Consider the following 26674-nt stretch of genomic DNA (forward strand, 5'->3'; position numbering starts at 1 on the left):
GTGAAGACGTATGAAAAAATTTGATCAATCAATAGATGCCTATAAAGAAGCAGTAGATTTAATGCCAGGTGGAGTAAATTCGCCTGTACGTGCTTTCAAATCGGTTGGACTTTCACCTATTTTCATGGAGTCTGGTAAAGGTTCTAAAATCAAGGATATAGACGGTAACGAATATATCGATTATGTATTAAGCTGGGGACCATTAATTCATGGTCATGCAGATGATCGTGTCGTTGAAAAATTAAAAAAAACAGCTGAAAAAGGGACGAGCTTTGGTGCTCCAACACGAATAGAAAACAAATTAGCTCAGCTGGTTATTGATCGTGTACCTTCGATAGAAATGGTTCGAATGGTTAACTCGGGTACAGAAGCCACCATGAGTGCGTTGCGCGTCGCTCGCGGATACACAGGACGTGATAAGATTCTAAAGTTCGAGGGTAATTACCATGGACATGGAGATTCTTTATTAATTAAAGCAGGATCAGGAGTCGCTACCTTAGGTTTACCGGATAGTCCTGGAGTTCCTGCCTCAATCGCTGAAAATACAATTACTGTTCCTTACAATGATGTAGAAAGTTTACAATTGGCATTTGAAAACTTCGGAAGTGAAATTGCTGCTGTTATAGTGGAACCGGTGTCAGGAAATATGGGAGTAGTGCCACCTAAAGATACATTTCTTCAGGAATTGCGGAAAATTACTACCGACAACGGTACAGTCCTCATATTTGATGAAGTTATGACAGGTTTCCGTGTTGGGTTTAATTGTGCTCAAGGGCACTTTGGTATTACACCTGATATGACTTGTTTAGGTAAGGTGATTGGTGGAGGACTGCCTGTTGGTGCTTACGGAGGTAAACGAGAGATAATGGAAAACGTTGCCCCTGCTGGTCAAATTTATCAGGCTGGTACATTATCTGGTAACCCATTAGCCATGGTTGCAGGATATGAAACACTTCAAGCATTAACAAAGGAATCCTATACAAAATTAAATGAAAAAGTAGATACCTTGATTGAAGGGTTTAAACAAGCGGCAATTGATTATGAAATCCCATTGCATATTAACCGTGCTGGTTCGATGGTAGGAGTATTTTTCACGGATAATCCAGTTGAGAATTTCGATGATGCACAACAATCAAATCTGGACTATTTTGCACAGTACTACAGAGCTATGATTGAAGAAGGTGTATTCCTTCCTCCTTCTCAATTTGAGGGGCTATTTCTTTCAACTGCACATACAGATAAAGATATCGAGTATACAATTGAAGCAATAAGAAAAGCATTCTCATTAATAAAAAAATAGTACAAATGAACATGCTACCTAGCTCAGGTAGCATGTTTTTGTTTAACCAGCTACTTCTAAACAGTCGCTTTCACTTTTGTTAATCATATAATGTGTACTTGGTTCATATAGTGATATAAAACATATATTAATTTTTAATGTTGGGAAGGAGGAAGTTATTTGTCTGAAGAAAATGCAGTGTTTAGCTTTGAGTTAAATGAATCATTATATTTTGAACGAGGACAGGAAGTTGCTGAAATTCTTGGAATATCGTTAGACCCTGAAATTTCCATTCAACCGTATAATGATTATATATCTATTAGAGGTGTTATTGAATTAAAGGGAGAATACCAGCGAATTAATGATTATCATCGAGAGGAAAGTTCATTTAACTTAGATGATTATTCATCTAGGAGATATGTGGAACAAGTACGTGAAAATGACACAGGAGAAGCAGTATTTTCTCATCGTTTTCCTGTAGAAATCTCAGTTCCTACCTATCGCGTGAAGGATATGAACGATGTGACAGTATCTGTTGAATACTTTGACTATGAGATACCAGATCAAAGTCAGCTCAGATTAACTTCAATTATTGCTATACAGGGTATTAGCGACATAGTTGAAAACACTGAAGAAACGAACGAGGAAGAGACAATAGATTTAAAAGAAACCTTTCGTTTTGACATTAAGGAAAAATACAATGAGGAAGTTCAGGAACCAGACTATTCTCATCGATATTCAGAGAAGTCATATGTTCAGGCTTATGAAGAACCAGAAAATGATGAAATAATTTTGCAAGAGGAACTAGAAAATACACAACCATCTTCATATCAAACAACAGATAGAAGTAAATCTGATGAAGACAATAGTGAAAAGGTTGATTATTTATCTAATATGTTCAGAAAGGATGAAGAGCGTTATTCTAAAATGAAATTATGTATCGTACAAGATAATGATACGATTGAAACGATTGCTGAAAGGTATAAAGTTAGCCCGCTTCATATTACAAAAAAGAATAACTTGGAAGATGAAACTGTAACAGAAGGGCAACTTCTTTATATACCGGTAAAACAGTAAAGAATCCATTTCACTTTTTGGAATTTGCAAGCATAATTTGTCGGTTCGCAAGACAAAAAATCACCTGTTCCCTTGTTAATATAAACAAGGGGACACGAGTGGTTTTCGAATGTGGGGAATTTTATGGATAACGATAAAAGTAAATATACATATGGTGAACAAATGAACCTACCAGCTATTTTTCAAAATATCGGTTTTGCTCATAAAAGCACAAGTCAAACAAGTTCGCTGGATAAAGAAATGATTCAGGAAGACTTTTTAAAATATCAAGATAAATGCGTTCATAGTCGAAACCGTTTTGAGAATTACATCGATGAATTTGAACAGAGAAGGTATATGTCGCCGGTTGAACTATTGATCTGCACGCACTATCGGGATATTGATGTTTTATTTAATGATCTTATTAATCGTCTTGAACAATTTAATTCTGAACTTAACGAGATTAACGAGTGGAAATATTCAAGATGCTATGGCAGTAAGAATATAAAACACCTGTTTGAGAGTGGACATTTATATCAAAACAGCCATGATTACTATTATCATGGGAATCCAGTGCTTGATGTAACGTCCATGGTAAGAAATTATGCAGAACTATTTGAATGGGATGAAACGAAACTCACCGGATATTTTTCCTCGTACCTTAAAGGTAATCCATTAGATACAGCAGAATTATTCCTGTTTGATATCTACTTGCTTGATCCGACAGACTATTTTCAGACAGTTGAACGGTATGTGACAAGAGGATCAGAAAACTCAATGATTGAACACATTATGTTACTTAAGCGTTGTCACCGAAAATTAGTACAATTGAATGGTTTTGTAAATAGGAACCCTATAGATGAGGACGAGGAAATGGATTAGATCCACTCCAAGTAAAAAGCTATAAAGATTCCAATTATTAATCCTAATAAGAATACATCAAACGTAGTTGGGAAAAACAATGTCCGTAGTAACTGGAAAATTAAAATCGGTAATGTGACTTTTTCAATTACAAAAATACAGTGCCGTGCCCATGGTGGAATTTTATATCGATAATACCGCGCCATTTTTATCACGTCCTTCACGATTCGGATTTTTAACAGTTAAGAAAGTATAATTCCTTTCTTATTGCTTAAGTGCAGCCATGGCATTTACCATAAAGATTTTGAGATTAGCTAAGTTTTCTAATATACTATGTTTAAACGTTATATATTTGTGCAGAATATAAAATAATAGTTGATTTTGTATCCAGAAATATGTAATATAAATAAACAACCAATAATAAAATGCTATGATCGAGAAGAGTACAAGGGAAGAGCCTTAAGAGAGGGAAATAAATGCTGAAAATTTCCCAGGTTTACTTCATTGGAAGGTCGCTCGTGATGCAGCTTCTTTGAAACTTTAGTAGAAGAAGTCGGATAATATCCGTTACCATTGATGAGTGTGCAGGTTTATTTATGTCTGCAAACGAAGGTGGTACCACGGAAGTAGTCTTTTCGTCCTTTATCGGATGAGAGGATTTTTTTAATGGAGAAATTTAAAAAGGAGGAAATAATTATGTCAGACAAATCCAAAAGCGCACTGCCTCCAAAATATGACCCTCATGCTGTAGAACAAAATCGTTATAAGTTTTGGCTTGAGGGAAAATATTTTGAAGCTAAAAATGATCCAGATAAGGAGCCTTTTACAATTGTAATACCTCCTCCGAACGTAACCGGAAAATTGCACCTTGGCCATGCTTGGGACACAGCGATGCAGGATACTATTTCAAGAATGAAGCGCATGCAGGGTTATGATGTATTGTGGTTGCCGGGAATGGATCATGCAGGTATTGCGACTCAGGCAAAAGTTGAAGCAAAGATAAAGGAACAAGGACAGAACCGTTATGACCTTGGACGTGAGAAATTTGTTGAAAAGGTATGGGATTGGAAAGAAGAATATGCAAGTTTCATTCGAAAACAATGGGAAAAACTGGGGCTCGGACTTGATTATTCCCGCGAACGATTTACGATGGACGAAGGATTGTCTGATGCCGTTCGTGAAGTATTTGTAACACTGTATAATAAAGGTTTAATTTATCGTGGTGAGTATATTATTAACTGGGATCCAAAAACAAAGACTGCTTTATCCGATATTGAAGTAATTCATAAGGAAATTCAAGGTCATTTTTATCATTTCAGGTATCCGCTGAAAGATAGCAATGACACAATTGAAATTGCGACAACCCGTCCGGAAACAATGCTTGGGGACACTGCTATTGCAGTACATCCGAAAGATGAGCGGTACAAGGACTTAGTAGGTAAGAAAGTAATACTGCCAATCGTAGGGCGGGAAATTGAAATTGTAGCTGACGATTATGTGGACCGGGAGTTTGGTTCTGGTGCAGTTAAAATTACGCCAGCCCATGACCCGAATGATTTTGAAATCGGAAATCGTCACAATCTCGAACGTGTATTAGTAATGAACGAAGATGGATCAATGAATGAAAATGCTGGTAAATATCAAGGCTTGGATCGTTTCGATTGCCGCAAACAAATCGTAAATGATTTAAAAGAGCTAGGAGTACTATTTAAGGTAGAAGATCACACGCATACTGTGGGACATTCAGAACGAAGTAATGCTGTAGTTGAGCCATATTTATCCACACAATGGTTTGTAAACATGCAACCACTTGCGGACGCTTCAGTAGAAATGCAGCAGGGCGAAGACAAAGTTAATTTTGTACCTGAGCGTTTCGAACAGACCTATCTTCACTGGATGGACAACATAAGAGACTGGTGTATTTCCAGACAATTGTGGTGGGGACACCGAATTCCAGCATGGTATCATAAAGAAACAAACGAAATTCACGTTGGTAAAGAAGCTCCAGCTGATAGCGAAAACTGGGAACAAGATGAAGATGTATTAGATACTTGGTTTTCATCAGCATTATGGCCATTTTCTACAATGGGGTGGCCGGATTTAGAATCAGAAGACTTTAAACGCTATTTCCCAACCGACGTATTAGTTACTGGTTATGATATTATTTTCTTCTGGGTTGCCCGGATGATTTTTCAATCCAAAGAGTTTATTGATGAGAAACCATTTAAAGATGTATTAATGCATGGATTAATCCGTGACTCTGAAGGTCGTAAAATGAGTAAATCCCTTGGAAATGGTGTTGATCCAATGGATGTAATCGATAAATATGGAGCAGACTCTTTACGATACTTCCTGTTAACCGGGTCATCTCCGGGTCAGGATCTGCGATTTCATTGGGAAAAAGTAGAATCCACCTGGAATTTTGCGAACAAAATCTGGAATGCTTCACGCTTTTGTTTGATGAACATGGAGAATTTCTCTTATGATGACATTGACCTTTCAGGAGAAAAGTCTGTCGCTGATAAATGGATATTGACAAGATTAAACGAAACGATTGAACAGGTTTCATCTAATACTGCAAAATATGATTTTGGTGAAGCTGGTCGTCATCTTTATAATTTCATTTGGGATGACGTGTGTGACTGGTACATTGAAATGGCTAAATTACCGCTTTATGGTGACAATGAACAGAAAAAGTTAACAACTCAATCCGTTCTGGCTTATGTATTGGATAACACCATGCGCATGCTGCATCCATTCATGCCTTTTATCACAGAAGAGATATGGCAGCAGCTCCCTCACCAAGGGGAGTCAATAACGATAGCGTCATGGCCAGAAGTACGCTCAGATCTGCATGATCAAGAAGCACTAAAAGAGATGAAACAGCTCGTTTCAATTATCAAATCTGTACGTAATATTCGAGCAGAAGTGAATACCCCAATGTCTAAGCAAGTGAAGCTTCTCGTACAGGCAGATGAAACAACGGTTGCTGAGCTTGAATCTAATCGAAGCTATATCGAACGTTTCTGCAATACGAGCGAATTAGTAATTGCAATATCAGTTGAAGTGCCTGAAAAAGCGATGTCTGCTGTCGTTACAGGAATAGAATTATTCTTGCCGCTTGAAGGTCTAATCGATCTTGAAAAGGAACGTGCACGATTAAATGCTGAGTTAGAAAAGTGGAGTAAAGAGGTAGAAAGAGTTCAGAAAAAATTAGCGAACGAAGGTTTCGTTAAAAAAGCTCCAGAATCTGTTGTTAATGAAGAAAAACAAAAAGAGCAGGACTACCTGGAAAAACATGCAAAAGTAAAAACCCGATTAATGGAGCTTAACTCCTAGTTAATAAAGCGGAAATTCATGGAATCATGAATTTCCGCTTTTTTATTGCAGTTTTGATTTAATATGGGTTATGTATTTTTGTAATATATTTATATCACTTACTGCGCTTAACGTTCTTGAACCCACCACGTCCTCTATTTCATTAAAGAGTAATTTTCCGCTTTCACTAAATAGAAAGTCTATTCCTACCATATCAAACTGGAATTCATTAATAATTTTGTTAACCGTATCTCTTTCTTCTTCATTGAGCGTATACCAAGAGGCTGAGCCACCGAGTTTATAATTTGCTCGAAAATCATTCGGGTTTTCACGTAAAACGCTACCGACAATTTCATTCCCAACTACGAAAACGCGAAGATCTTTACCAAAGCTGACATCACATGATTGTAAGATAACTGGATTCGTTGGCAGTAGACGCAAACAATTATTCCAATCCGTATGATTTTCTATTAAATATACCTCCTTACCTCCGCGACTTGTTGCGACCTTTGCAACGAAAGGGTACTTCATTAGATTGAAGGTTTGAAGTTGTTCCTGGTGGATAAATAAGGTATCTACCATTGGTATTTTCAAATTATGTACATAATGGTGGGTTAATTCTTTGTTGTTGCAAAAGTGAGAGACTACCGACGAGTTGAAAACCCTTATTCCCATTGCTTCAAGGTGAAGGCTAAGCATAGTGTCAATCGTTCTCATAACGACAAAATCCGGCATGATTACTGGATTATTATTTACTAAAATTGTGCGATTATTGCTCATAATACCAGCCGTAATATTTTCTCTAGTAACCAATTCTAGTTCAATATTCTGCTCTTTTGCTTCACAAATAAACCAATTTATATAATTGGCATTATCGATTGTGTCCTTTTCGCTATATAGTAACCAACCTTTATAGTTCAATTTCATCACCCTGATTTACTATTTTTGTTTTTCTATAATGTAGTCAATGATATGATCAGCAACGTTTATATTGGTACATTCGTACATGTTCCGAATGTGTGCATTGGAATTTATTTCACAAATAACCGGGTTACCGTCAGAACCGAAGAGCAAGTCTACTCCTGCAAAGTCAGCATTGATTGACTTTGTTGCTGCGATAGCGATTTCTACTTCATTTGCAGAAGGCTGGTAGGGTTGTGTTTTACCACCAGCAGTTACGTTTGCCCGAAAATCATTTGGTGCAGTACGAAGCATAGATGCAACTACTTTATCGCCTACTACATGTAAGCGGATATCTCTTCCATAGCTTGACTCAATAAATTCCTGAAATATAAAAGGTGTTCCCTGTAATTTTTGTACCTTGGCAGCCAGTTCGTCGGGAGTATGAATCAAATATACTTGTTCACCGAACGAACCAAATGCCTCTTTTAAAACAAGTGGAAAACCTAATGTTTTCCCTGCTTGTTCACACAAAGCGAAATCTGTTTCTATATCACGGGTGAATACTTTTGGGGCAATAATTGTATTAGGTATAGGAAGTTTATGGTCCGACAAAGCCTGGTATGTTAGAATTTTGTCGTCACTTATTCGAATGGCATCTGAGCTGTTGTATACAGGGATACCTAATTGTTCAAGCTGTTTAGCCAGATAGATATCCTTGTCTGTGAAAATCACAAAGTCAGGTAATTGCTGACTGTCTTCGCTTATCAATTTTGAATAGTTGGTTGTCAAATAAGGTATAATGTCATTATTCTTCAATATAATGGTGCTAATTCCCTTAAGATGCGCTGCTTTTTGCAGCCATTCTGCAAAATCCAGAAATTTATCCCCCCTCAAGTACCCATTGTAAATAATCCAGCCATGTTTTTTCATTGTGTACGCTCCTTTCTACGAGGTATCGTTCAATGCTATACTGTGTTTAATATAGTTGAAAGTATGTGATGATAATATGTTTATAAATTTTGCGGAAGCAGAAACCTACTTGACTAATCGTAAGTCTTTTGGCATAAAACCAGGATTAGAGCGGATAAAGGAAATGCTTCATTTACTCGATCATCCGGAAAGAAAAGTTAAAGGGATTCATGTAGCGGGTACAAACGGTAAAGGATCAACAGTGCAATATATGAAAAATGCACTAACACAAAATAATTATAATGTTGGTGTATTTGTATCACCTAGTGCAGATAGTTTAACAGGGCATATGTTTATCAACGACCATTCAATAGAAGAAATAGAGTTTGTTAATCTTTTGAATGATGTGTATCCAATTATATCGGAATTAGATGATAAAAATAAGCATCCTACAGAATTTGAAATTATTACCGTACTTGCATTTCTATACTTTGCAGATTCGGTAGATATTGCGTTAATAGAAGCTGGTATGGGTGGCAGAGGAGACACAACAAATTGCTTTTCCCCACTCATATCTATTATAACAAATGTCAGCCTCGACCATATGATGTTTTTAGGCAATAATCTGGAAGACATCGCTTATCAAAAAGCGGGTATTATAAAGAATAATATACCTTCCGTCATAGGTCCAATGGCTGAGGAAGCGCTGAAGGTAATTCAACATGAATCAGAGATGAAAAGTTCGTCATTATTACGGTATGGACAGGAATTCAAGATAATTAATTCATGGGATAATGGTTTTATTGTTGAAAGTCAAGTACATAAGAGCGCTAATATATTGCTTCAAATGAAGGGTGAACATCAAAAAATTAATGCTTCTATTGCTTATATGGCAATATTGCTACTACGTGAAATAGGTTTTTCGATTGATCTCGTTTCTGCGGTAGAAGGGTTCAAGCAAACAAGATTTTCAGGTCGATTTGAATGTATTCATCAACAACCTCAAATCATAATAGATGGTGCTCATAATGAAGCAGGTATCAAGGCGTTTATTCAAACTGCTAATCTGTTGAATAATAATCATAAGAAACACATTATTTTTGCTGCTTTTAAAGATAAGGATATAAAAAAGATGTTATCAGAGTTAGAGAGTCATTTTGAAACGATTACGTTAACAACATTTGAAAACCCCCGGGCAGCCAGCAAAGAACTTCTTAGCAAATATGAAAATTTGAAAAATATAGAGATAATAGCCGATTGGAAGAAAGTAATTGAATCTGTATTGATGTCCCAAAAAACGGATACAGATTATTTTGTTACGGGTTCTTTGGACTTTATTACAATAGTTAAAAAATTCATAGATAGTAAAGGGAATCTATGATATATTATTGTTGTCTGAAAGTTTTAACGAAATGGGTCTAAAGTCGGTGTTATGGACCTGAGATAGGAGTTGCGCCAACTATGGTTTCTGAAATGAAGATTAATATATTGTTGATTATTTGGGCACTATTTTGGCCACTTTGTCTTTTAACCTCATATAATTATAATTATTTAAATATACAGGGATATGTTCTTGATATTATTTTATTTGGAGTTTTCATGTGTGTTGTTGCATGGTTTCCTCTAGTTATTAATAATTCCCCAGTTTTCTTTATAAACGGTATAAGCATTGCGGTATTTCTATCTTTTGGACTTTTTGTGGAGATGGTACTAACCCAGATAGCAATTTTACTCGTATTAGCACGAGTTGGCGTTAGTAAAAAGGAATATTATCGATATCCAATGAATTTAATTATGTTTACCATGATCTCGTTAATAGGTGCATTTGTTTTTTGGTTGCTTGGTGGGGATCATACGGCTATTAATATCACAAATCCTCAGGATATCACTGCCATTTTCGGCTATGCAATAACTGTTTTCATAGTTAACCAATTGTTAATTAAGATTATTAATCGATTTTTTTATAATAGAAAAGGTAAGTTTTTTGATAGAGGATTTTTATGGGAAATACAATTTTCGCTTATAGTCTTACCGGTAGGGTTTGTTTTATATGTTTTATATACTGAAATAGGAAGAATTGCTATATTCTATATGGGAATTCCATTTGTTATGATATCGATAATTCTTAAACTTTTATACTCGTATCAGGAAGTAAATACGTATTTGCAAAAAACCGGGGAAATTGGTCACCAGTTAACCAAAGAAATGAAAGTAAGTGAAGTTTACGATGTATTTACTGAAAAACTTGGTCATTTGATTCAAATGGATTGTGCTTATGTCTATATGGTGGTTAATGATCATCTTGAATTAATGCGTTGTTATGATTTAAATACCAAACTAAAACCATCCAAACAGATATTAAATAAAAACGAAGCATTTAGTGGTAAAGTATGGGCAAACAGAAAACCAATAATTTATAACAATGCCAGAGAATGGGATGAAATAAAGTCTTCAAAAATTCCTTCTGAGATGGAAAGTGTATTATCCATTCCAGTAGAATATAATAATGCAATAATAGGTGTGGTTACAATTGTATCAAAAGAAAAGAAAGCCTTTAAAAAAATCCATCTCCGAATTCTGGATATCCTAATCAATTATTTTGGGGTTGCAATGGAGAATGCAAGGAACTATGAAGCTACAAAAGAAAATAGTGAAAAGGATGGACTTACAAATCTATATAATTATCGCTTTTTTAATAATGCTGTGGAAAAAGCCGGCCAAACTATAAATGATAAGAGTGTTTACTCATTAATATTATTGGATCTGGACTATTTTAAAAAAGTAAATGATACATACGGACATGAAGCTGGAAACGAAATTTTATGTCAGTTTTCGATTCGTTTAGAGAAATTTATTGGTGATAGGGGATTAGTTGCCAGATACGGTGGAGAGGAATTTGTGATTTCCCTACCTAACTACAGTTTGAGACAGTCAAATGAAATAGCAGAAATTATCAGAACAATGATTGCCGAAGAACCTTTTATTATTTCTAATCATATTCTGCCGCACAATGACACAGTAGAAGTTAATATTACAGCAAGTATTGGTGTGGCAGCATATCCGAATCATTGTGAATCATTAAACGAATTAGTCAGACATGCGGACCGTGCAATGTACCTTGGAGCAAAGCAAAGAGGAAGAAATAGAGTAGCGGTCTATCAGGAATTGCAAACGATTTAAGTAATGATACACGAGTGATTAAGCTTGTGTATTTTTTAGTTACTAAATTCATGCAGTTTTTGTTGAATAGTTTTTAATAACAGGTGACAATTCTCGTCTTACTTTTCAATTTTCATATGATAGAGTATAGAAAACTAGGGAAGTGAGGGGGAAATAATGGATAATCGAAAAACGATAATTGTATGGATGGACGGAAAGAAAACTAAACTTACTAAAGATGAAAATCCAGATAAAAACCTTCGTAACGTTTACGAGAACAATGAATCGGCCGCCGCGAAGGAAGACAGTAATGATAAAGATCCAATCCCCACTTATATAAGACAAAATACTTTTGAAGAAGAAGTGCCTGTAAAAACTAGTAAACAAAAGATTAAAAAAACCTATAAACATATATTTATTGCTGCTCTCTCTGCAATTCTACTGGGAATAGGATTAGGCATATTCATGTTAAATATGTTTACGAATATTGATACTCCTCCAGTTCAAGGAAAGGGAACATCGGATACAAATTCAGCAATTGATTCTTCGAAAAATTTAGGAGAAGAAGTTACTGTTGCGAATTTATCAACTTTTACGTTGCCAAAACTTGAAGCATATGTGTTACAGGGCGGGCTTTTCAGTGAAGAATCTAATGCGAAAGAAATTCAGGATGCATTTAACGTTCCAGGATTTCCAACGATGCTTTGGAAGCGAGACAATAACTTTTACCTTTTTACTAACATTACGAAAACGAAAGAGCAATCCGATAGCTTGAAAACAATGTATAAAGAAGCAAATTTAGAAACTTACGTCAAAAAATGGAGTGTTGGAGAAGCTGAAGTGGAGCTTACTGAAGCGGAAAACCAATGGATAACTAATTATCAAGAACTGTGGAACAGCTCGCTGAAGATACTTTCGAGCAATCAAACAATCTCAACTAGTGATTGGAATAAGTGGCTATCGGATTATCCTGAAGGTGGAAAAAATTCTTCTTCTTTCTACTCTAATGTTAAAGGATTAGTCACTCAATTAACTGATTCGAAAGAAAGCATGTACCCAATTTTTCTGCTGGAGATATGGAAGCATTATGAAAACTTTGTAATGGAATAAAGATAATAGAGTGTAACTTGTTTCGTCAAACATTAATTTATACGTTTTACAGTTGAAATTACGGTTGAAAATAGTTTTTTCCTAAGGCGACTTTTCATTTATCCTAATACTGTTAAAGTCTATAACAGAATTTCATCTATTTGTTTAAAACATCATTCCTCGCTATGATATTCTCATCTTTTAAAGGAGGAATATCATGACTATACCATCTATTATGATAAAAGATGTGCCAAAAGAAGATCGCCCTAGAGAAAGACTACTGAAGCTTGGATCTAGTCATTTATCTAATCAGGAACTACTAGCAATCTTATTAGGAACTGGAACCAAGGAAGAATCGGTTATGACTTTATCTCAACGGATTCTAATGCATTTTGAAGGATTGAAGCTGTTAAAAGATGCAACTATAGAAGAGTTGATGGCTATAAAAGGAATCGGTGAAGCCAAAGGTGTATTAATCCTATCAGCCATTGAGATTGGTAAAAGAATGAATCAATATAAGCCCAATGAACGATATGTGATCAGATCACCAGAAGATGGCGCAGATTATGTAATGGAGGAAATGCGAAATTTGCACCAGGAACATTTTGTAGTATTGTTTCTAAATACGAAGAATCAAATTATTCATAACCAGACAATCTTTATTGGTAGCCTAAATGCATCTATTGTTCATCCCAGAGAAGTCTATCGGGAAGCTGTCAAAAGATCTGCAGCCTCCATTATTTGTGCACACAACCACCCTTCAGGTGACCCTACTCCCTCCCAAGAAGATATCCATGTTACCCGCCGTTTAGTTGAATCAGGAAAAATGATAGGTATTGAACTGTTAGACCATTTAATTATAGGAGATCGCAAATTTGTATCACTTAAAGAAAAAGGGTACTTATAACACTATCTATTTTTGTGTTTTTTTCGTATAATTATATGTACAGTCAAAAGAGCGCCTTTTTTCAATAGATATTGAAATTGGCGCTTATTAAGATTTCAAACAAACATATGGAGATTTATTTTATGGTATTAGTACATAGTTTTATAGAGGAAACACGTTGCATAAACTATTTTAAATCGATATAGTAATACTACATATGACAACGAATCGTGAGTTGGAAAGGAAGATCTTTTTGGGGATATTTAATTTTTCACAGGATTTAGGAATAGATTTAGGTACTGCAAATAGCCTTGTTTTCGTAAAAGGTAAAGGTGTGGTTGTACGTGAACCATCCGTTGTAGCGAAAGACATCGAGACAGGTCAGATAGCTGCAGTTGGAAGTTCAGCAAGGAATATGATCGGACGTACACCAGGAAACATATCGGTTATTCGGCCGATGAAAGACGGAGTTATTGCAGACTATGACACTACAGCAATAATGATGAAGTATTATATTAAAAAAGCAATGAGAAACCGTTCATTCTTTGCAAGAAAGCCTAATGTAATGATTTGTGTACCATCCGGTATAACGATGGTAGAAGAACGTGCAGTAATCGATGCTACTAAACAAGCCGGAGCGAAAGATGCTTTTCCAATAGCAGAACCTTTTGCAGCAGCTATTGGAGCAGGACTTCCAGTCTGGGAACCGACAGGTAGTATGATTGTTGATATCGGTGGCGGAACTACAGAGGTAGCAGTTATATCCCTCGGAGGGGTTGTAACAAGTCAATCCATCAGAGTAGCAGGAGATAAGATGGATGATTCTATAATTGCTTATATTAAAAAAAATTATAACTTAATGATAGGTGAGAGGTCTGCGGAATCAATAAAAATGGATATTGGTACTGCAGGTGAAGTTGTTGATAATGTTGAAATGGATATTCGCGGACGAGATTTATTAACTGGGTTACCAAAAACAATTACCATTACAACTGAAGAAATAGCCTCTTCATTAAAGGAAATAGTTACCGCTATTGTTAATTCAGTAAAAGATACTTTAGAAAAAACACCGCCAGAATTAGCTGCAGATATTATGGACCGAGGTATCGTTTTGTCTGGTGGAGGCGCTCTATTAAAAAATCTAGATAAAGTAATTAGTGATGAGACAAAAATGCCTGTTTTTGTAACAGATGATCCATTAGATAGTGTTGCAATTGGTACGGGTAAATCTTTAGAATACATTCAGCATTTCAGATCCCATCCGAATGTTTCATCTCGTCCAACTGTCGACTAAAAAGTAGGTGTAATTATGCCGTTTTTTCGTAAAAAACGTTTATTTATTATATTAATCGGAATTATAATCCTGGTAGTATTAATTGGATACTCATTAAAAAGCAGAAATCAATTAACTACACCAGAACAGTTTATAAAAGACACAGTTGGATGGGCACAAAGTGTTGTACACACCCCGGTTAATTTTATATCAAATATATTTACCAATATTGATGATTTAAAGGATACGTATAAAGAAAACCAGATTCTTAAAGAGAAACTCTCACAGTACAAAAGTTTGATTTATGAGGTTCAAGAAATCAAAGAAGATAACGCGGAATTGAGTAAAACGCTTGAAAAAACAGACTCAATTCGAGATTTTAAACCTATACAAGCTTCAGTTATCTCCAGAACACCTGAACGGTGGTTGGAACAGATAACAATCAACAAGGGACTGCAGGATGGCGTGAAAACGAATATGGCAGTGATTACAGCTGAAGGAATGGTGGGTAAGATCCAAACCACTTCTGAGTTTTCATCAACGGTGCAATTATTGACTGGTTTTGATCAGTTTAATCGTATTTCAGCTACAATTTCTAGAAAAGAAGGAAATGATATATTCGGCTTAATCGAAGAGTACGATGAAGAAACTAATTCTCTGCACTTCAAAATCATTGAGGAATCAGAAAAAGATCTTGAAAAAGGTGAATTAGTTGTATCGTCAGGAATGGGCGGAGTTTTTCCGGCAGGATTAATAATTGGAAAAGTTAAAGAGGTAGTGCCAGATCAGTATGGGCTTACACGTACTGCTTTAGTTGAACCTGCAGCAGAAATGTTTGAGATTAATAATGTTATTGTAGTTGACCGAACACTCCAGGAAAATGATAAATCAGAAACGATTCAGGAGGAAGAGGAATAATGAAACGCTTATACCTCCCACTCATTTTATTTATCTTTGTTATCTTAGAAGGTGTTGCTATAAAACTCCTACCGCCTAATTTTGTAATGAGTGATTTATTAATCATTCCCCATTGGGTATTTGTCTTTCTGCTATTTATGGCAATTTTTTATGATAACAGTCAAACATACTTTTCCGTTCTATACGGTGCTTTGTTTGGAATGTTAATCGATATAGTTTATACAGGAGTATTAGGTGTTTACATGTTTTCCTATGCATTTGTTATCTATGTCGTTCATGGAATTGTGAAAATGTTGCATGGAAACATTCTTGTAACAATAATACTGGGAATTGTTGGTATATCTTTGACGGACTTTATAATCTATCTTATTTTTTCAGTGGTAGGTCTTACGGACATGCTAATTGATGATTATATGCTCTATCGATTATTACCTACAGTAATAGCTAATTTACTATTCTTATTAGTATTGTATCCCTTTACCAAAAACCGTTTATTAAAGTGGCAGGATGAGCAAATTTCTGTAAATCGTTAAAAGCTGCTTTTCAGGACAGAGAAGAATATTGAGGTGAACTTATCATGCCAGGCAATAAACAAATAATTACTATTAAAGGTACTAGAGATGGGCTTACTCTGTTTATCGATGATGTTTGCTCATATGATGAAGCATATAAAGAGCTGAGTGGGAAGTTATCAACTAATAGACCAAAAAAAGATGAACCCGTAGTTCCAGTTACAGTAAAATTGGGAAATCGCTACTTAAATCAGTTTCAAAAATCTGAACTATTGGAAGTAATTAATGATGGTAATCATTTTAATGTGGAATCCATTCAGTCTGATGTTATTTCAAGAGAAGATGCTCTTGAATGGATGGACGAAAGTAAAGTGAAGACAATCAATCGAATTGTACGATCGGGTCAGATTATTGAAGTAAAAGGTGACTTATTGTTAATTGGAGACGTCAACCCGGGTGGCAAGGTAGAAGCTACAGGAAATATATATATTATGGGAACTTTGCAAGGAATTGCTCATGCTGGAACTAATGGGAACCGAGAAGCGATAATTGCGGCTTCTTATATGAAGCCTAACCAGCTCCGAATTGCTGATTATATAAGTCGGGCACCAGATTATGAATCTGAAGGTGTATACATGGAATGTGGCCGAATCGATGATGACCAGGATAAAATTATTATTGATAGACTGCAAGTTCTTTCACATAAACAGGTTGATTTGAGTGGGTTCGAGAGGAGAATAAATAATGGGTGAAGCAATTGTAATAACATCTGGTAAAGGTGGAGTGGGTAAGACAACTACTACCGCTAATGTAGGTACCGCGCTTGCGTTAATGGAGAAAAAAGTGTGTTTAATCGATACCGATATCGGTTTAAGAAATCTGGATGTTGTCATGGGTTTAGAAAATCGGATTATCTATGATATTGTGGATGTTATTCAGGAAAGATGTAAACTAAAACAGGCGCTTATCAATGATAAAAGGTTCGATGACCTAGTATTATTACCTGCAGCCCAAACTAGTGATAAATCAGCTTTAACAACAGATGGAATGAAAAAAATTATTGCAGAACTGAAACAGGACTTTGATTATATTATTATTGATTGTCCTGCTGGTATTGAACAAGGTTTTCAAAATGCAATAGCTGGTGCAGATAAAGCAATAGTTGTTACAACCCCGGAAAAATCAAGTGTTCGAGACGCTGATCGAATTATTGGGTTATTAGAAAAAGAAGAAATGGATCCACCAAGTCTTGTGATCAATAGAATTCGCAGTCATATGATGAAGAATGGTGACATGTTGGATGTTGATGATGTCATTCAAATTCTTTCAGTGGATTTAATTGGAATAGTAATTGATGACGATGATGTGATTAAGGCTTCAAATAAAGGCGAACCGATTGCGTTGAATCCGAATACAAGAGCGGGAATATCCTATCGGAACATTGCAAGAAGGATTTTGGGCGAAACAGTTCCTTTGCAATCGCTTGAAGAAGAAAAGGGAATGCTTACAAAGATAAAAGGATTTTTTGGAATGCGTTCTTAAATATAAGTCAGATAGTTTAAGATGTGGGAGTAGATTTCTATTCCTGCATCTTTTTTGATTTGTACGCTAACATATCTTGTCCATTTGTTTCATACAATTGAAAAGAATACGTTTCTAGTATGACAAAGGACGGTGAACCAATTGAATCCCAGAGTAAATAAAGTTCGAAAGTCAATTAATTCCAGAAAAAAAACACGTGGTGTGGTGAACACTGATTCAAACAAAAACCAGTTTTCTCAGTTCCAGGTTCAGGAAGAAGAAAAGCACGGATACTTTCCACTGATAAATGAGCCGATATCCCCAGGAAAGTTACAAAGTAAAATGGTGTCAGGGTTTATTTTAAAGGGGATTCTATCAGGTATCTTATTTTTAGGAACAGCAATATTATTGCAGACAGAAAATAAATTATTAGAAGAACCTCAACTAGTTGCTAGCAGTCTTTTGACTAATGAATTTCCCTTTGCAAAAGTAAATCAGTGGTATCAAGAGACGCTCGGAACACCGCTAGCTTTAACGCCGGAACAAAATAGTGATACTAACCAGGATGCAACATTAGCACTACCCGTTTCCGGGAATATATCAGAGTCTTTTCAGGCAAATGGAGAAGGTGTTCTAATTTCACCTGGCGAAGAGTCTTCTGTATCCGTGCTGAATTCAGGTGTAATTATTTTTGCAGGAAATGATCAGGAAACTGACAAGACGATTATGGTTCAGCATGCTAATGGAAGCACATCAACTTATGGATTTCTTAGTTCTATTAATGTTCATTTGTATGAGTTTGTAGACAGTAATCAAGTGATTGGTGAGTTTGTACCAACTGAAGTTAGTGAAAGTGTATATTTCGCCATTGAGAAAAATGATGAATATGTAGATCCTGTTCAGGTGATTGAAGTTGATGACCTTCCTTAAGATATTACCAACTATTCATATTCACCCTCTACTAATCATTTTTCTATTTATTGGATTTATTACGGGGACTTTTATGGAAATAGTGATTATGCTGGGAATAGTATTGTTTCATGAGTTAGGACACTATCTAATGGCGATTTCTTTTAAATGGCGAATAAACAGTATCACGCTTTGGGTTTTTGGTGGTGTAATGGATACGGAAGAACACGGAAGCCGACCTGTATACGAAGAAGCTCTAGTGAGTATTGCAGGACCGTTCCAGCATGCATTTATATATCTTTTTATAATTATAGTTACCCCTATGGGCATTATTCCGTATTCCGTAATGGAAATCATTATTTACTACAATAATGTAATACTGTTATTTAACCTACTGCCAGTCTGGCCGCTTGATGGCGGTAAGTTTGTCTTTACCATTTTATCAGGATTAATTCCTTTTAAAAAAGCTCATCGGATTATGGTTTTGACATCGATATGCATTGCTGCTAGTATATTATTCATTCAATTAGTTGTATTTCCCTTTACAATGAGTGCAGTTTTTATCATGCTATTTATCTTGGTTGAAAATCGTACCGAGTGGAAGCAGCATTACTACGTTTTTCTCAGATTTTTATCAAATCGTTTTTACAAGGAAAACGATGCAAGAAAAACTACTTCAATTAAAGTGGCTAAGGACTGCACATTATTTGAAGTATTTTCATTGTTTATTCGAGGAAAAAAACATACCATTCATATTACTTACGATGATGGTCGTGAGACGAGTATAGATGAGAGAGAATGTCTCAGAAGTTATTTTCAGGAGAAACACTACAATATAACAGTTGAAGATATAGAACGTACTGGTTAAATTAATGTGAGGATGCTTGACAGACTGTACATTAACATGATAATATCAATACGTTATTCATCGTAGCACCAAATGCTACAACCGCACAGAACAGGTCTTAAACTTTTTTAATAAAAGTACCTGAATGGCGAGTCTGAGTCAGTTAGGGAGGTGCAGTATATGTACGCAATTATCGAAACAGGTGGTAAGCAGATTAAAGTAACAGAAGGTCAAGAGATTTATGTAGAAAAAGTTGTTGGAGAAACAAATGATTCTATTACTTTTGATAAAATTCTTTTTGTTGGTGGAGATGATGTTAAAGTTGGCGCTCCATACGTAGGTGGCGCAACAGTAACAGCTAAAGTTGAGAAGCATGGTCGTCAAAAGAAGATCACTGTTTTCAAATTCAAAGCGAAGAAGAACTATCATCGTAAGCAAGGACATCGTCAACCATATACAAAATTAGTGATTGATAAAATTAATCTATAAAGGTAAGTGTATATGATTCAAGTCACTGTTAAACGTAAAGAAAATCAAATTCATGCATTTAGGATTTCAGGACATGCTGATAGTGGCCCTTATGGTTATGATTTAGTATGTGCTGGTGTATCTGCAGTATCTTTTGGTGCTGTTAATGCAGTAATAAAATTGTGTGATACTGACTTGGAAATTGAACAGGCAAATGATGGTGGATATCTTAATGTATCAATCCCAGATTATATAGAAAATGATAAGTTGGAGAAAATACAGCTTTTATTCGAAAGTATGATTATCTCACTGGAAACAATTGAACAGGAATACAATCAATTTATTACGATAGAAAGTAAATAAGGAGGTGCAGCAATATGCTACGTCTAGATTTACAGTTTTTCTCACAGAAAAAAGGTGCAGGTAGTACAAAAAACGGTCGTGATTCTCATTCTAAACGACTAGGTTCTAAACGTGCAGATGGTCAGTTTGTTACTGGAGGATCTATTTTATACCGCCAACGCGGAACTAAAATTTATCCAGGTGAAAACGTAGGCCGCGGTGGAGATGACACTCTTTTTGCAAAGACTGATGGTATCGTAAAATTCGAACGCTATGGTCGTGATCGTAAAAAGGTTAGTGTTTATCCGTCTGCTAAAGAAGCATAAATCACGTGTAAAACTCCAATCTATTAAGGATTGGAGTTTTTTTGATTTTTTAGTTCACGCTATATAATTGGTTCATTGTTTGTATATGCTTACGCTTTTAATAAATTTCTGCTATACTTTTCATATCAATGGAGGGATATTAGTGGAGCAAAAAGAGGTTATGAATTTACTGCGCTATTACCGACACGATATAATGAACGATTTGCAAATTGTTCATGCTTATACTAGTATGGGGAAATTGGAAAAGGTGAAAGAGAAGCTTGCAACCTATATGGAACATTTTGACGAAGAACGCAAACTTATGAATTTAAATGCCCCAGCACTTACACTTTGGTTAATACCATTTAATTCTATACATCCAAACTATCGGTTTACATACGCTATTCGTAATGAGCATATTGATATTTCAGAGATAGATGAGAAAATCACTGAACACTGCAGATGGTGTGTGAATCATTTCCAAAAGTATACAAGTGAAGAAGAATTATATGAAGGTGATTTTGTCTTAACATATTTACCGGAAAAGCATGAAATTCAAGTTGTATTAACTTTGTATGGAGCATTTTCGGATAAAATCAATAAAAAAGCAGTAATCGAAAACAGGAATATTACACAGGAAATCAGTGATTATCAAATTTCCTTAAGTATTATTATCCCATGGAACAGAAAAGGTGAAAAATAATGTTTGTAGATCAGGTTAGTGTTTTTATAAAAGCAGGCGATGGAGGCAACGGACTCGTGGCCTATCGTAGAGAAAAATATGTACCAATGGGTGGTCCGGCAGGTGGTGACGGAGGTAACGGTGGAGATGTTATCTTTGAAGTTGATGAAGGTCTAAATACCTTAATGGATTTCCGTTACAATAAACATTTCAAAGCGAAACGTGGAGAAAATGGAATGAGTAAAACACAGCATGGTAAAAATGCTGAACCGTTAATTGTTTCTGTTCCACCTGGGACAACAGTTTTGGACGAGGATACCAATGAAATAATTGCGGATTTAACCGCTCATCAGCAGCGCGCTGTTATTGCAACAGGAGGAAGAGGTGGACGTGGTAACACACGTTTTGCTACGCCACGTAATCCAGCTCCTGATTTGGCTGAAAATGGTGAACCTGGTAGAGAAAGAAATATAAAGGTGGAGCTAAAACTCCTTGCTGACGTTGGGTTAGTAGGATTCCCAAGTGTGGGTAAATCAACTCTATTATCAGTTGTTAGTGCTGCAAAGCCAAAGATTGCTGATTATCATTTCACCACTCTATCACCAAACTTAGGCGTTGTGGAAACACACGATCACCGTAGTTTTGTTATGGCAGATTTGCCGGGATTAATTGAAGGTGCAAGTGAAGGAATAGGGTTGGGTCATCAATTTTTACGACATGTAGAACGGACTAGAATAATTGTTCATGTTATTGACATGGCTGGTACTGAAGGCAGAGATCCGTATGAAGATTTTATTAAAATAAATGAAGAACTAAAGGAATATGATGTTAAACTAACTGATCGACCTCAAATAATTGCAGCTAATAAAATGGATATGCCTCATGCTGAGGATAATTTAGTTGAGTTCAAAGAAAAAATAGATGGCGCTTATCCAATTTATTCTGTATCAGCTGTGACAAAAGAAGGTCTTCGTGAAGTTCTATTTGCAATTGCAGATAGATTAGACGAAATTCCAAAAGTAAGTACCAAAATAGAAGATAAGGATGAGAAAGTAGTTTATCGTTATCAAAAAGAAGACATTCCTTTTACTGTATCACGTGATCCCGATGGAGCTTATGTCTTGCAAGGGATTAAAATTGAGAAATTATTCAAGATGACTGACTTTAACCATGATGAAGCAGTTCAGCGCTTCTCTCGTCAAATTCGTGGAATGGGCGTAGATGAAGAACTTAGAAAACGAGGAGCTAAAGACGGTGACACTATCCGTTTATTAGACTACGAATTCGAATTTATTGAGTAAGTAAGAAAAGCGAAGGTGCCCGTTTAGGGACGTACAGATAGATGGGACTGTGAAACGTACGGTGAACTTTCCGTACGTTCATCAGAACCAACTATCTGCTAGTCCCTGGGAAGCCGTAGCTAGCCAGTAAGAAAAGCGAAGGCGGCTTTTCAGAAGTGGGCGCATAAGCAAGAAATCGAGTTTCACTCTCAATGAATGAGGATTGTAGAAACATCATGTACTTTCTTAACAAACTAAACTACCTTTTATAAGGTGGTTTTTTTTGCAGGTAGGAAAGTAAATACTTTCTTATTGAATAAGTGCAACTTAGGCTTTCGACATGAAGGCTAGGCAATAAGCGAAGTTTTCTAACGATTGTTAAATTTTAAATTTCCGGATAATCTCTATAATATTAAGAATTTCTTTTTATAGTTCAACTTTTTCTGGTTTCTTGCATATGTTGTTAAAGAATGGTTAGCCCAGTTAACACAAGTCAAGAGAGGAGATTGAATTAGCTTGAAAATACACGTTGTAAAGAAAGGGGATACATTGTGGGAAATTGCTAAACAACATAATGTTGATTTTAAGCAATTAAAAGAAATGAACTCACAATTGTCAAGCCCTGATATGATTATGCCCGGAATGAAAATTAAAGTACCTACAAATGCTAAACCTGTAAAAAAAGAGGCGATGAAGGCAGCAGAAAAGGAAAAGGTTAAAACTCCTTATAAAGATATTTCTCCTAAACCATTACCCGTCATCAAGGAAGATGAAAAACCAATAAAAGAAAAACCAATGATGCCTACAATGCCGACTCAAATGCCAAAAATGCCATCCAATCCGCCAGTATACAATATTCCTATCAACGACCAAGACACATATCAATTCACTAATATAAATGTTTCTCAGATGGAACAGCCAAAAAAAGAAGTGAAGCATGAAAAAATGAAGCAAATGCCAATGCAGCATATGCCAATGCAACAAATGCCAATGCAACAAATGCCAATGCAACAAATGCCGATGAAACACCAACATCATATGCCGGTACCGATGTGCTGTTACCCAATGTATCCAATGCATCCGAATCAAATGCATCCAAATCAAATGCAACCACAGCAAATGCACCCGAATCAAATGCATCCAATGCATCAGATGCACCCGAACCAAATGCACCCCGCGAATATGGGACCAATGCATATGGGGGGACAAAAGCCAATGATGAATAAACATGGAGGATGTGGGTGTTCAGGAGCTTCCCCTCAGTCTCAAAATCAAATGATGGGTATGTATAATGAAATGCCGGAGATGGATATGCCTATAAAACCAGTCCAACATACTAACGAGAATAAGGATATGAAAAATAATTATGGCGGAATGTATAACAAACCGAAGTCATCAAATAATATGAGAAACGGATACGGCAATCCAAATCCTAAACCACCTGGGTTTCAGCCATTCCCTATGTCTTCATACAGAGATGATGAGGAAGGTAATAAAAAAGAATAAATGAGAAGGGAGACGAATTTGTAATCGTCTCTCTTTTTTGCAGATATAACTACTTTCTTACTGCATAAGTGCAACTGCAGCTTTCGCCAATATGGCTTGGCGATAAACCATGTTTTCTAACTGCATGACTGCGTATTCAAGTTTTTTAATGTGATTTTTTATCGTAAATAATGTTATTATTATACATAAATAATAATCGGATAGGAGTTTTTTTATGGAAGAGACTATTGAACGCATTGTCCAATGGCTGCGTGATCAAGTAGAAGAAGCAAAAGTAGATGGCCTGCTGGTAGGGGTCAGTGGAGGGCTTGATTCTGCAGTTGTAGCAAATTTAATTAAACGTGCAGTGCCTGATCATTCTCTAGGTGTAATCATGCCTTTAAACAGCAGTCCTGATAGTGTAACACATGCAGAGCAAGTGATAGAAAAGTGTGGTATTGATAAAATTACGATCGATTTAACTGAGTCACATTCAGTCATGTATAAACATATACAGGATCAATTAAAACAAAAAGGTGAATGGGTAGAAAAAAATGATCAATTAGCAAATGCTAACCTTCGTGCGAGGTTACGAATGAGTGCAGCATACTCATTGGCTACCAACTACAATTATCTCGTAGTAGGGACTGATAATGCCTCTGAATGGTATACAGGATATTTCACCAAACATGGTGATGGTGGTGTCGATATTTTACCAATTGTTGAATTCACAAAAAAAGAGGTTCGTGAAATGGCCCGAGTCCTGGGAGTTCCCGATGAAGTGGTTAATAAGAAACCAAGTGCTGATCTTTGGGAAGGGCAGACAGATGAGGTCGAAATGGGAACGACGTATGATGTAATTGACGCTTATTTGAAAGGTGAAGAAATTCCGAATAAAGACAAAGAAATTATTGAGAACATGCACAAACGCACAGAACATAAACGTAAAGCCGCTAATCAATTCCGGTTAGCAGACAAGTAGTAATTTGCATAAAAATACCTATAATTAACCAGGGTAAAAAACATCTTTTTCAACCATGCTAATGGTTAGGAGGTGTTTTTTTATGAAACTAAAAATTCTATTTCTAACGATATTTGTTTTAGTCGCTGGTTGTACGAATGATGGTAAAAACGAATCGGATAATACTACAAGCCCGGAAACGCAACCTTTACATTATGAAACTGAAAATGAGCGTAATGCTCGGCTTGGGATTCGTAAAAAGTCACTTGGCGAACAAGGTGGTTATCCACAGACACAACAGCTGGAAATAAATAGAGGTGATGTTGAGACGGGCAACAACACTGATATTTTTACGAATGAGCAATCAATCCAAATTTCAAACCATTTAAAGAAGCTTCGTGAAATCAAGATGGCGCAGGTAGCAATATCAGAAGAGAAAGTAATAGTATCCGTAATGCTAAATGAACATAACAACCATGATGTGAACAGAATGATTGAAAATGAAGTTCGAAAATTTGAGCCTAATAAAACTATTGTAGTTTATACAGATGATAAGCATTGGGATCGAATGAGTAATCTGAGCGCTCGCCTTAAGCAAGCGAAACTCCCCAATGATCTAAAAGATGATATTATGCGTTTATTTAACCCTAATCGCAATAAGTAAAAAACCTTTGTGTTCAAACAAAGGTTTTTTACTTTGGCAGGTAAGAAAGTTTAAATTCTTACCTGCTGTATAAGTGCAACTAAAGCTATCGACATTAAGACTTCGCGAAACGCCGAGTTTTCTGGAATTTTTTTGTTTATACTGACTGGAAAATTTGATATAGTAAAGGAAGAAATTTCTACACATAAAAAATACCAGTAAAAGAAAGGCTCCGCTATTTATAATCTAATTACGAATGCCGGAGTTTTCTAAGAGAGGAGAATGTCCGATGGCTGGTCATTCTAAGTGGAAGAATATACAAAAAAGAAAGAATGCACAGGATGCAAAAAAAGGTAAGATTTTTATGCGTCATGCTAAAGATATATATACAGCTGCAAAACAAGGTGGAGGAGACGTAGCAACGAATGCTTCTTTACGATTAGCTGTAGAAAAAGCAAAGTCTGATAATATGCCAAGCGATAATGTCGAGCGTGCTATCAAAAAAGCAACAGGCTCACTTGACGGGGCAAGCTTCGAAGAAATCACATATGAAGGATACGGTCCAGGTGGGGTTGCTGTAATTGTGCATATCTTAACCGATAATAAAAACCGTACTGCTGCTGAAATACGTCATGCGTTTAAGAAAAGCGGTGGGAACCTGGGTGAGAACGGAAGTGTATCGTTCATGTTTGATCGCAAAGGCTATATTGTAATCGGAAATGAAGATGGAAAAATCGATGAAGATGAAGTTACTCTGGAAGCGATTGAAGCAGGAGCAGAAGACATCACTGTCGAGGAAGATGCTTACGAGATCTTTACTGCACCGGAAGACTTTGAAACTGTTCGTAATCATTTAAGTGAATTAAACTTTGAGATATCTGACGCGGAAGTGACATTAATTCCCCAGACGTATAGTTCTTTACCAGAAGAGGAAGAACAAAAAATGCTTAGTTTAATTGATACGTTAGAAGATAATGAAGATGTACAGGATATTCATCATAATTTGGAACTAAGTTAATACTGGATACTGACGATAGAGTGTTCTGTACGCTCTATCGTTAGTTGTGT

Annotated in this window: 27 protein-coding genes and 2 other annotated features; of the genes, 24 read left to right on the forward strand and 3 right to left on the reverse strand. The window is 36.0% G+C overall.

Going from position 1 to position 26674, the window contains the following annotated elements:
* The first annotated feature begins 10 nt into the window (after positions 1–10).
* The 3 genes from hemL to VBD025_RS09935 all read left to right on the forward strand — a co-directional run bounded on the left by hemL (position 11) and on the right by VBD025_RS09935 (position 3217).
* The gene (hemL, locus tag VBD025_RS09925; protein WP_430784987.1) at positions 11–1300 is read left to right on the forward strand and encodes a glutamate-1-semialdehyde 2,1-aminomutase; all 1290 of its coding nucleotides are present in this window, start codon (positions 11–13) and stop codon (positions 1298–1300) included.
* Between the two features lie 159 nt (positions 1301–1459).
* On the forward strand, positions 1460–2356 hold the full coding sequence (locus VBD025_RS09930; protein WP_430784989.1) for a LysM peptidoglycan-binding domain-containing protein: 897 nt from the start codon (positions 1460–1462) through the stop codon (positions 2354–2356).
* Between the two features lie 123 nt (positions 2357–2479).
* Positions 2480–3217 (forward strand): hypothetical protein, encoded by a 738-nt coding sequence (locus tag VBD025_RS09935; RefSeq protein WP_430784991.1) that lies wholly within the window; start codon positions 2480–2482, stop codon positions 3215–3217.
* Here the strand turns inward: VBD025_RS09935 and VBD025_RS09940 are convergent.
* Positions 3214–3402 (reverse strand): hypothetical protein, encoded by a 189-nt coding sequence (locus VBD025_RS09940; protein ID WP_430784993.1) that lies wholly within the window; start codon positions 3400–3402, stop codon positions 3214–3216. The two genes, VBD025_RS09935 and VBD025_RS09940, sit on opposite strands and share 4 nt — an antisense overlap.
* Before the next feature lie 215 nt (positions 3403–3617).
* Positions 3618–3842, forward strand: a binding site (T-box leader).
* Positions 3843–3892: 50 nt separating this feature from the next.
* Here VBD025_RS09940 and VBD025_RS09945 point away from each other — a divergent pair.
* Complete coding sequence (locus tag VBD025_RS09945; RefSeq protein ID WP_430784995.1) at positions 3893–6535, forward strand: valine--tRNA ligase; 2643 nt, start codon at positions 3893–3895, stop codon at positions 6533–6535.
* Between the two features lie 42 nt (positions 6536–6577).
* Here the strand turns inward: VBD025_RS09945 and VBD025_RS09950 are convergent, their stop codons facing one another.
* Both VBD025_RS09950 and VBD025_RS09955 read right to left on the reverse strand, forming a co-directional pair.
* On the reverse strand, positions 6578–7435 hold the full coding sequence (locus VBD025_RS09950; protein ID WP_430784997.1) for an ATP-grasp domain-containing protein: 858 nt from the start codon (positions 7433–7435) through the stop codon (positions 6578–6580).
* Positions 7436–7453: 18 nt separating this feature from the next.
* The gene (locus VBD025_RS09955) at positions 7454–8347 is read right to left on the reverse strand and encodes an ATP-grasp domain-containing protein (protein ID WP_430784999.1); all 894 of its coding nucleotides are present in this window, start codon (positions 8345–8347) and stop codon (positions 7454–7456) included.
* Positions 8348–8423: 76 nt separating this feature from the next.
* Here VBD025_RS09955 and VBD025_RS09960 point away from each other — a divergent pair, with 76 nt between their 5' ends.
* From VBD025_RS09960 to VBD025_RS10055, 20 genes are all read left to right on the forward strand, one after another.
* Positions 8424–9707: a bifunctional folylpolyglutamate synthase/dihydrofolate synthase gene (locus VBD025_RS09960; protein WP_430785001.1), complete on the forward strand. Its 1284-nt coding sequence runs from the start codon at positions 8424–8426 to the stop codon at positions 9705–9707.
* A gap of 80 nt (positions 9708–9787) precedes the next feature.
* Positions 9788–11506, forward strand: coding sequence for a diguanylate cyclase (locus VBD025_RS09965; RefSeq protein WP_430785003.1), 1719 nt, complete (start codon positions 9788–9790; stop codon positions 11504–11506).
* Positions 11507–11662: 156 nt separating this feature from the next.
* Entirely contained in the window at positions 11663–12595 is a 933-nt protein-coding gene (locus VBD025_RS09970; protein WP_430785005.1) for a hypothetical protein, read from the forward strand.
* Between the two features lie 196 nt (positions 12596–12791).
* On the forward strand, positions 12792–13481 hold the full coding sequence (gene radC, locus VBD025_RS09975) for a RadC family protein (RefSeq protein ID WP_430785007.1): 690 nt from the start codon (positions 12792–12794) through the stop codon (positions 13479–13481).
* A 232-nt stretch (positions 13482–13713) separates the two neighbouring features.
* Entirely contained in the window at positions 13714–14754 is a 1041-nt protein-coding gene (locus VBD025_RS09980; protein ID WP_430785009.1) for a rod shape-determining protein, read from the forward strand.
* Positions 14755–14769: 15 nt separating this feature from the next.
* Entirely contained in the window at positions 14770–15651 is an 882-nt protein-coding gene (gene mreC / locus VBD025_RS09985) for a rod shape-determining protein MreC (protein WP_430785011.1), read from the forward strand.
* Entirely contained in the window at positions 15651–16184 is a 534-nt protein-coding gene (mreD, locus tag VBD025_RS09990) for a rod shape-determining protein MreD (RefSeq protein ID WP_430785013.1), read from the forward strand. The genes mreC and mreD overlap by 1 nt, the downstream gene beginning before the upstream one ends.
* A 44-nt stretch (positions 16185–16228) precedes the next feature.
* Positions 16229–16915 carry a septum site-determining protein MinC gene (gene minC, locus VBD025_RS09995; protein ID WP_430785015.1) on the forward strand — a complete coding sequence of 229 codons (687 nt, stop codon included), beginning with the start codon at positions 16229–16231 and terminating at the stop codon, positions 16913–16915.
* A complete protein-coding gene (minD, locus tag VBD025_RS10000; RefSeq protein ID WP_430785017.1) occupies positions 16908–17705 on the forward strand; it encodes a septum site-determining protein MinD in 798 nt (265 codons plus the stop codon). The genes minC and minD overlap by 8 nt, the downstream gene beginning before the upstream one ends.
* A gap of 132 nt (positions 17706–17837) precedes the next feature.
* Positions 17838–18614 (forward strand): peptidoglycan DD-metalloendopeptidase family protein, encoded by a 777-nt coding sequence (locus tag VBD025_RS10005; RefSeq protein ID WP_430785019.1) that lies wholly within the window; start codon positions 17838–17840, stop codon positions 18612–18614.
* Positions 18601–19461, forward strand: coding sequence for a M50 family metallopeptidase (locus tag VBD025_RS10010; RefSeq protein WP_430785021.1), 861 nt, complete (start codon positions 18601–18603; stop codon positions 19459–19461). The genes VBD025_RS10005 and VBD025_RS10010 overlap by 14 nt, the downstream gene beginning before the upstream one ends.
* A 69-nt stretch (positions 19462–19530) precedes the next feature.
* Positions 19531–19606, forward strand: a sequence feature (ribosomal protein L21 leader region).
* A gap of 14 nt (positions 19607–19620) precedes the next feature.
* Complete coding sequence (rplU, locus tag VBD025_RS10015; RefSeq protein WP_430785023.1) at positions 19621–19929, forward strand: 50S ribosomal protein L21; 309 nt, start codon at positions 19621–19623, stop codon at positions 19927–19929.
* 12 nt (positions 19930–19941) lie between these two features.
* A complete protein-coding gene (locus VBD025_RS10020; protein WP_430785025.1) occupies positions 19942–20271 on the forward strand; it encodes a ribosomal-processing cysteine protease Prp in 330 nt (109 codons plus the stop codon).
* Positions 20272–20285: 14 nt separating this feature from the next.
* Positions 20286–20576 (forward strand): 50S ribosomal protein L27, encoded by a 291-nt coding sequence (gene rpmA / locus VBD025_RS10025; protein WP_430785027.1) that lies wholly within the window; start codon positions 20286–20288, stop codon positions 20574–20576.
* 142 nt (positions 20577–20718) lie between these two features.
* Positions 20719–21258, forward strand: coding sequence for a Spo0B domain-containing protein (locus VBD025_RS10030; RefSeq protein ID WP_430785029.1), 540 nt, complete (start codon positions 20719–20721; stop codon positions 21256–21258).
* Positions 21258–22538, forward strand: a complete 1281-nt coding sequence (gene obgE / locus VBD025_RS10035) for a GTPase ObgE (RefSeq protein ID WP_430785031.1) — start codon at positions 21258–21260, stop codon at positions 22536–22538. Before VBD025_RS10030 ends, obgE begins: the two co-directional genes overlap by 1 nt.
* A gap of 495 nt (positions 22539–23033) precedes the next feature.
* Complete coding sequence (locus tag VBD025_RS10040) at positions 23034–24023, forward strand: LysM peptidoglycan-binding domain-containing protein (RefSeq protein WP_430785033.1); 990 nt, start codon at positions 23034–23036, stop codon at positions 24021–24023.
* 214 nt (positions 24024–24237) lie between these two features.
* A complete protein-coding gene (gene nadE / locus VBD025_RS10045) occupies positions 24238–24984 on the forward strand; it encodes an NAD(+) synthase (protein WP_430785035.1) in 747 nt (248 codons plus the stop codon).
* A gap of 82 nt (positions 24985–25066) precedes the next feature.
* Positions 25067–25627: a YhcN/YlaJ family sporulation lipoprotein gene (locus VBD025_RS10050; RefSeq protein ID WP_430785037.1), complete on the forward strand. Its 561-nt coding sequence runs from the start codon at positions 25067–25069 to the stop codon at positions 25625–25627.
* A gap of 268 nt (positions 25628–25895) precedes the next feature.
* On the forward strand, positions 25896–26624 hold the full coding sequence (locus tag VBD025_RS10055; RefSeq protein ID WP_430785039.1) for a YebC/PmpR family DNA-binding transcriptional regulator: 729 nt from the start codon (positions 25896–25898) through the stop codon (positions 26622–26624).
* Positions 26625–26674: the final 50 nt, after the last annotated feature.

It is taken from the genome of Virgibacillus flavescens, assembly GCF_050574275.1.
In the GTDB taxonomy this organism is placed as follows: Bacteria; Bacillota; Bacilli; order Bacillales; family Amphibacillaceae; genus Virgibacillus_F; species Virgibacillus_F flavescens.

Coding starts and splice junctions, on each gene's coding strand:
- obgE (WP_430785031.1), top strand. CDS start 21,258: ATGTTTGTAGATCAGGTTAGTGTTTTTATAAAAGCAGGCGATGGAGGC.
- VBD025_RS09960 (WP_430785001.1), top strand. CDS start 8,424: ATGTTTATAAATTTTGCGGAAGCAGAAACCTACTTGACTAATCGTAAG.
- VBD025_RS09970 (WP_430785005.1), top strand. CDS start 11,663: ATGGATAATCGAAAAACGATAATTGTATGGATGGACGGAAAGAAAACT.
- VBD025_RS10020 (WP_430785025.1), top strand. CDS start 19,942: ATGATTCAAGTCACTGTTAAACGTAAAGAAAATCAAATTCATGCATTT.
- minD (WP_430785017.1), top strand. CDS start 16,908: ATGGGTGAAGCAATTGTAATAACATCTGGTAAAGGTGGAGTGGGTAAG.
- nadE (WP_430785035.1), top strand. CDS start 24,238: ATGGAAGAGACTATTGAACGCATTGTCCAATGGCTGCGTGATCAAGTA.
- VBD025_RS09945 (WP_430784995.1), top strand. CDS start 3,893: ATGTCAGACAAATCCAAAAGCGCACTGCCTCCAAAATATGACCCTCAT.
- VBD025_RS10055 (WP_430785039.1), top strand. CDS start 25,896: ATGGCTGGTCATTCTAAGTGGAAGAATATACAAAAAAGAAAGAATGCA.
- hemL (WP_430784987.1), top strand. CDS start 11: ATGAAAAAATTTGATCAATCAATAGATGCCTATAAAGAAGCAGTAGAT.
- VBD025_RS10050 (WP_430785037.1), top strand. CDS start 25,067: ATGAAACTAAAAATTCTATTTCTAACGATATTTGTTTTAGTCGCTGGT.
- VBD025_RS10010 (WP_430785021.1), top strand. CDS start 18,601: ATGACCTTCCTTAAGATATTACCAACTATTCATATTCACCCTCTACTA.
- VBD025_RS09935 (WP_430784991.1), top strand. CDS start 2,480: ATGGATAACGATAAAAGTAAATATACATATGGTGAACAAATGAACCTA.
- mreD (WP_430785013.1), top strand. CDS start 15,651: ATGAAACGCTTATACCTCCCACTCATTTTATTTATCTTTGTTATCTTA.
- mreC (WP_430785011.1), top strand. CDS start 14,770: ATGCCGTTTTTTCGTAAAAAACGTTTATTTATTATATTAATCGGAATT.
- rplU (WP_430785023.1), top strand. CDS start 19,621: ATGTACGCAATTATCGAAACAGGTGGTAAGCAGATTAAAGTAACAGAA.
- VBD025_RS09965 (WP_430785003.1), top strand. CDS start 9,788: ATGGTTTCTGAAATGAAGATTAATATATTGTTGATTATTTGGGCACTA.
- VBD025_RS09955 (WP_430784999.1), bottom strand. CDS start 8,347: ATGAAAAAACATGGCTGGATTATTTACAATGGGTACTTGAGGGGGGAT.
- minC (WP_430785015.1), top strand. CDS start 16,229: ATGCCAGGCAATAAACAAATAATTACTATTAAAGGTACTAGAGATGGG.
- VBD025_RS09940 (WP_430784993.1), bottom strand. CDS start 3,402: ATGGCGCGGTATTATCGATATAAAATTCCACCATGGGCACGGCACTGT.
- rpmA (WP_430785027.1), top strand. CDS start 20,286: ATGCTACGTCTAGATTTACAGTTTTTCTCACAGAAAAAAGGTGCAGGT.
- radC (WP_430785007.1), top strand. CDS start 12,792: ATGACTATACCATCTATTATGATAAAAGATGTGCCAAAAGAAGATCGC.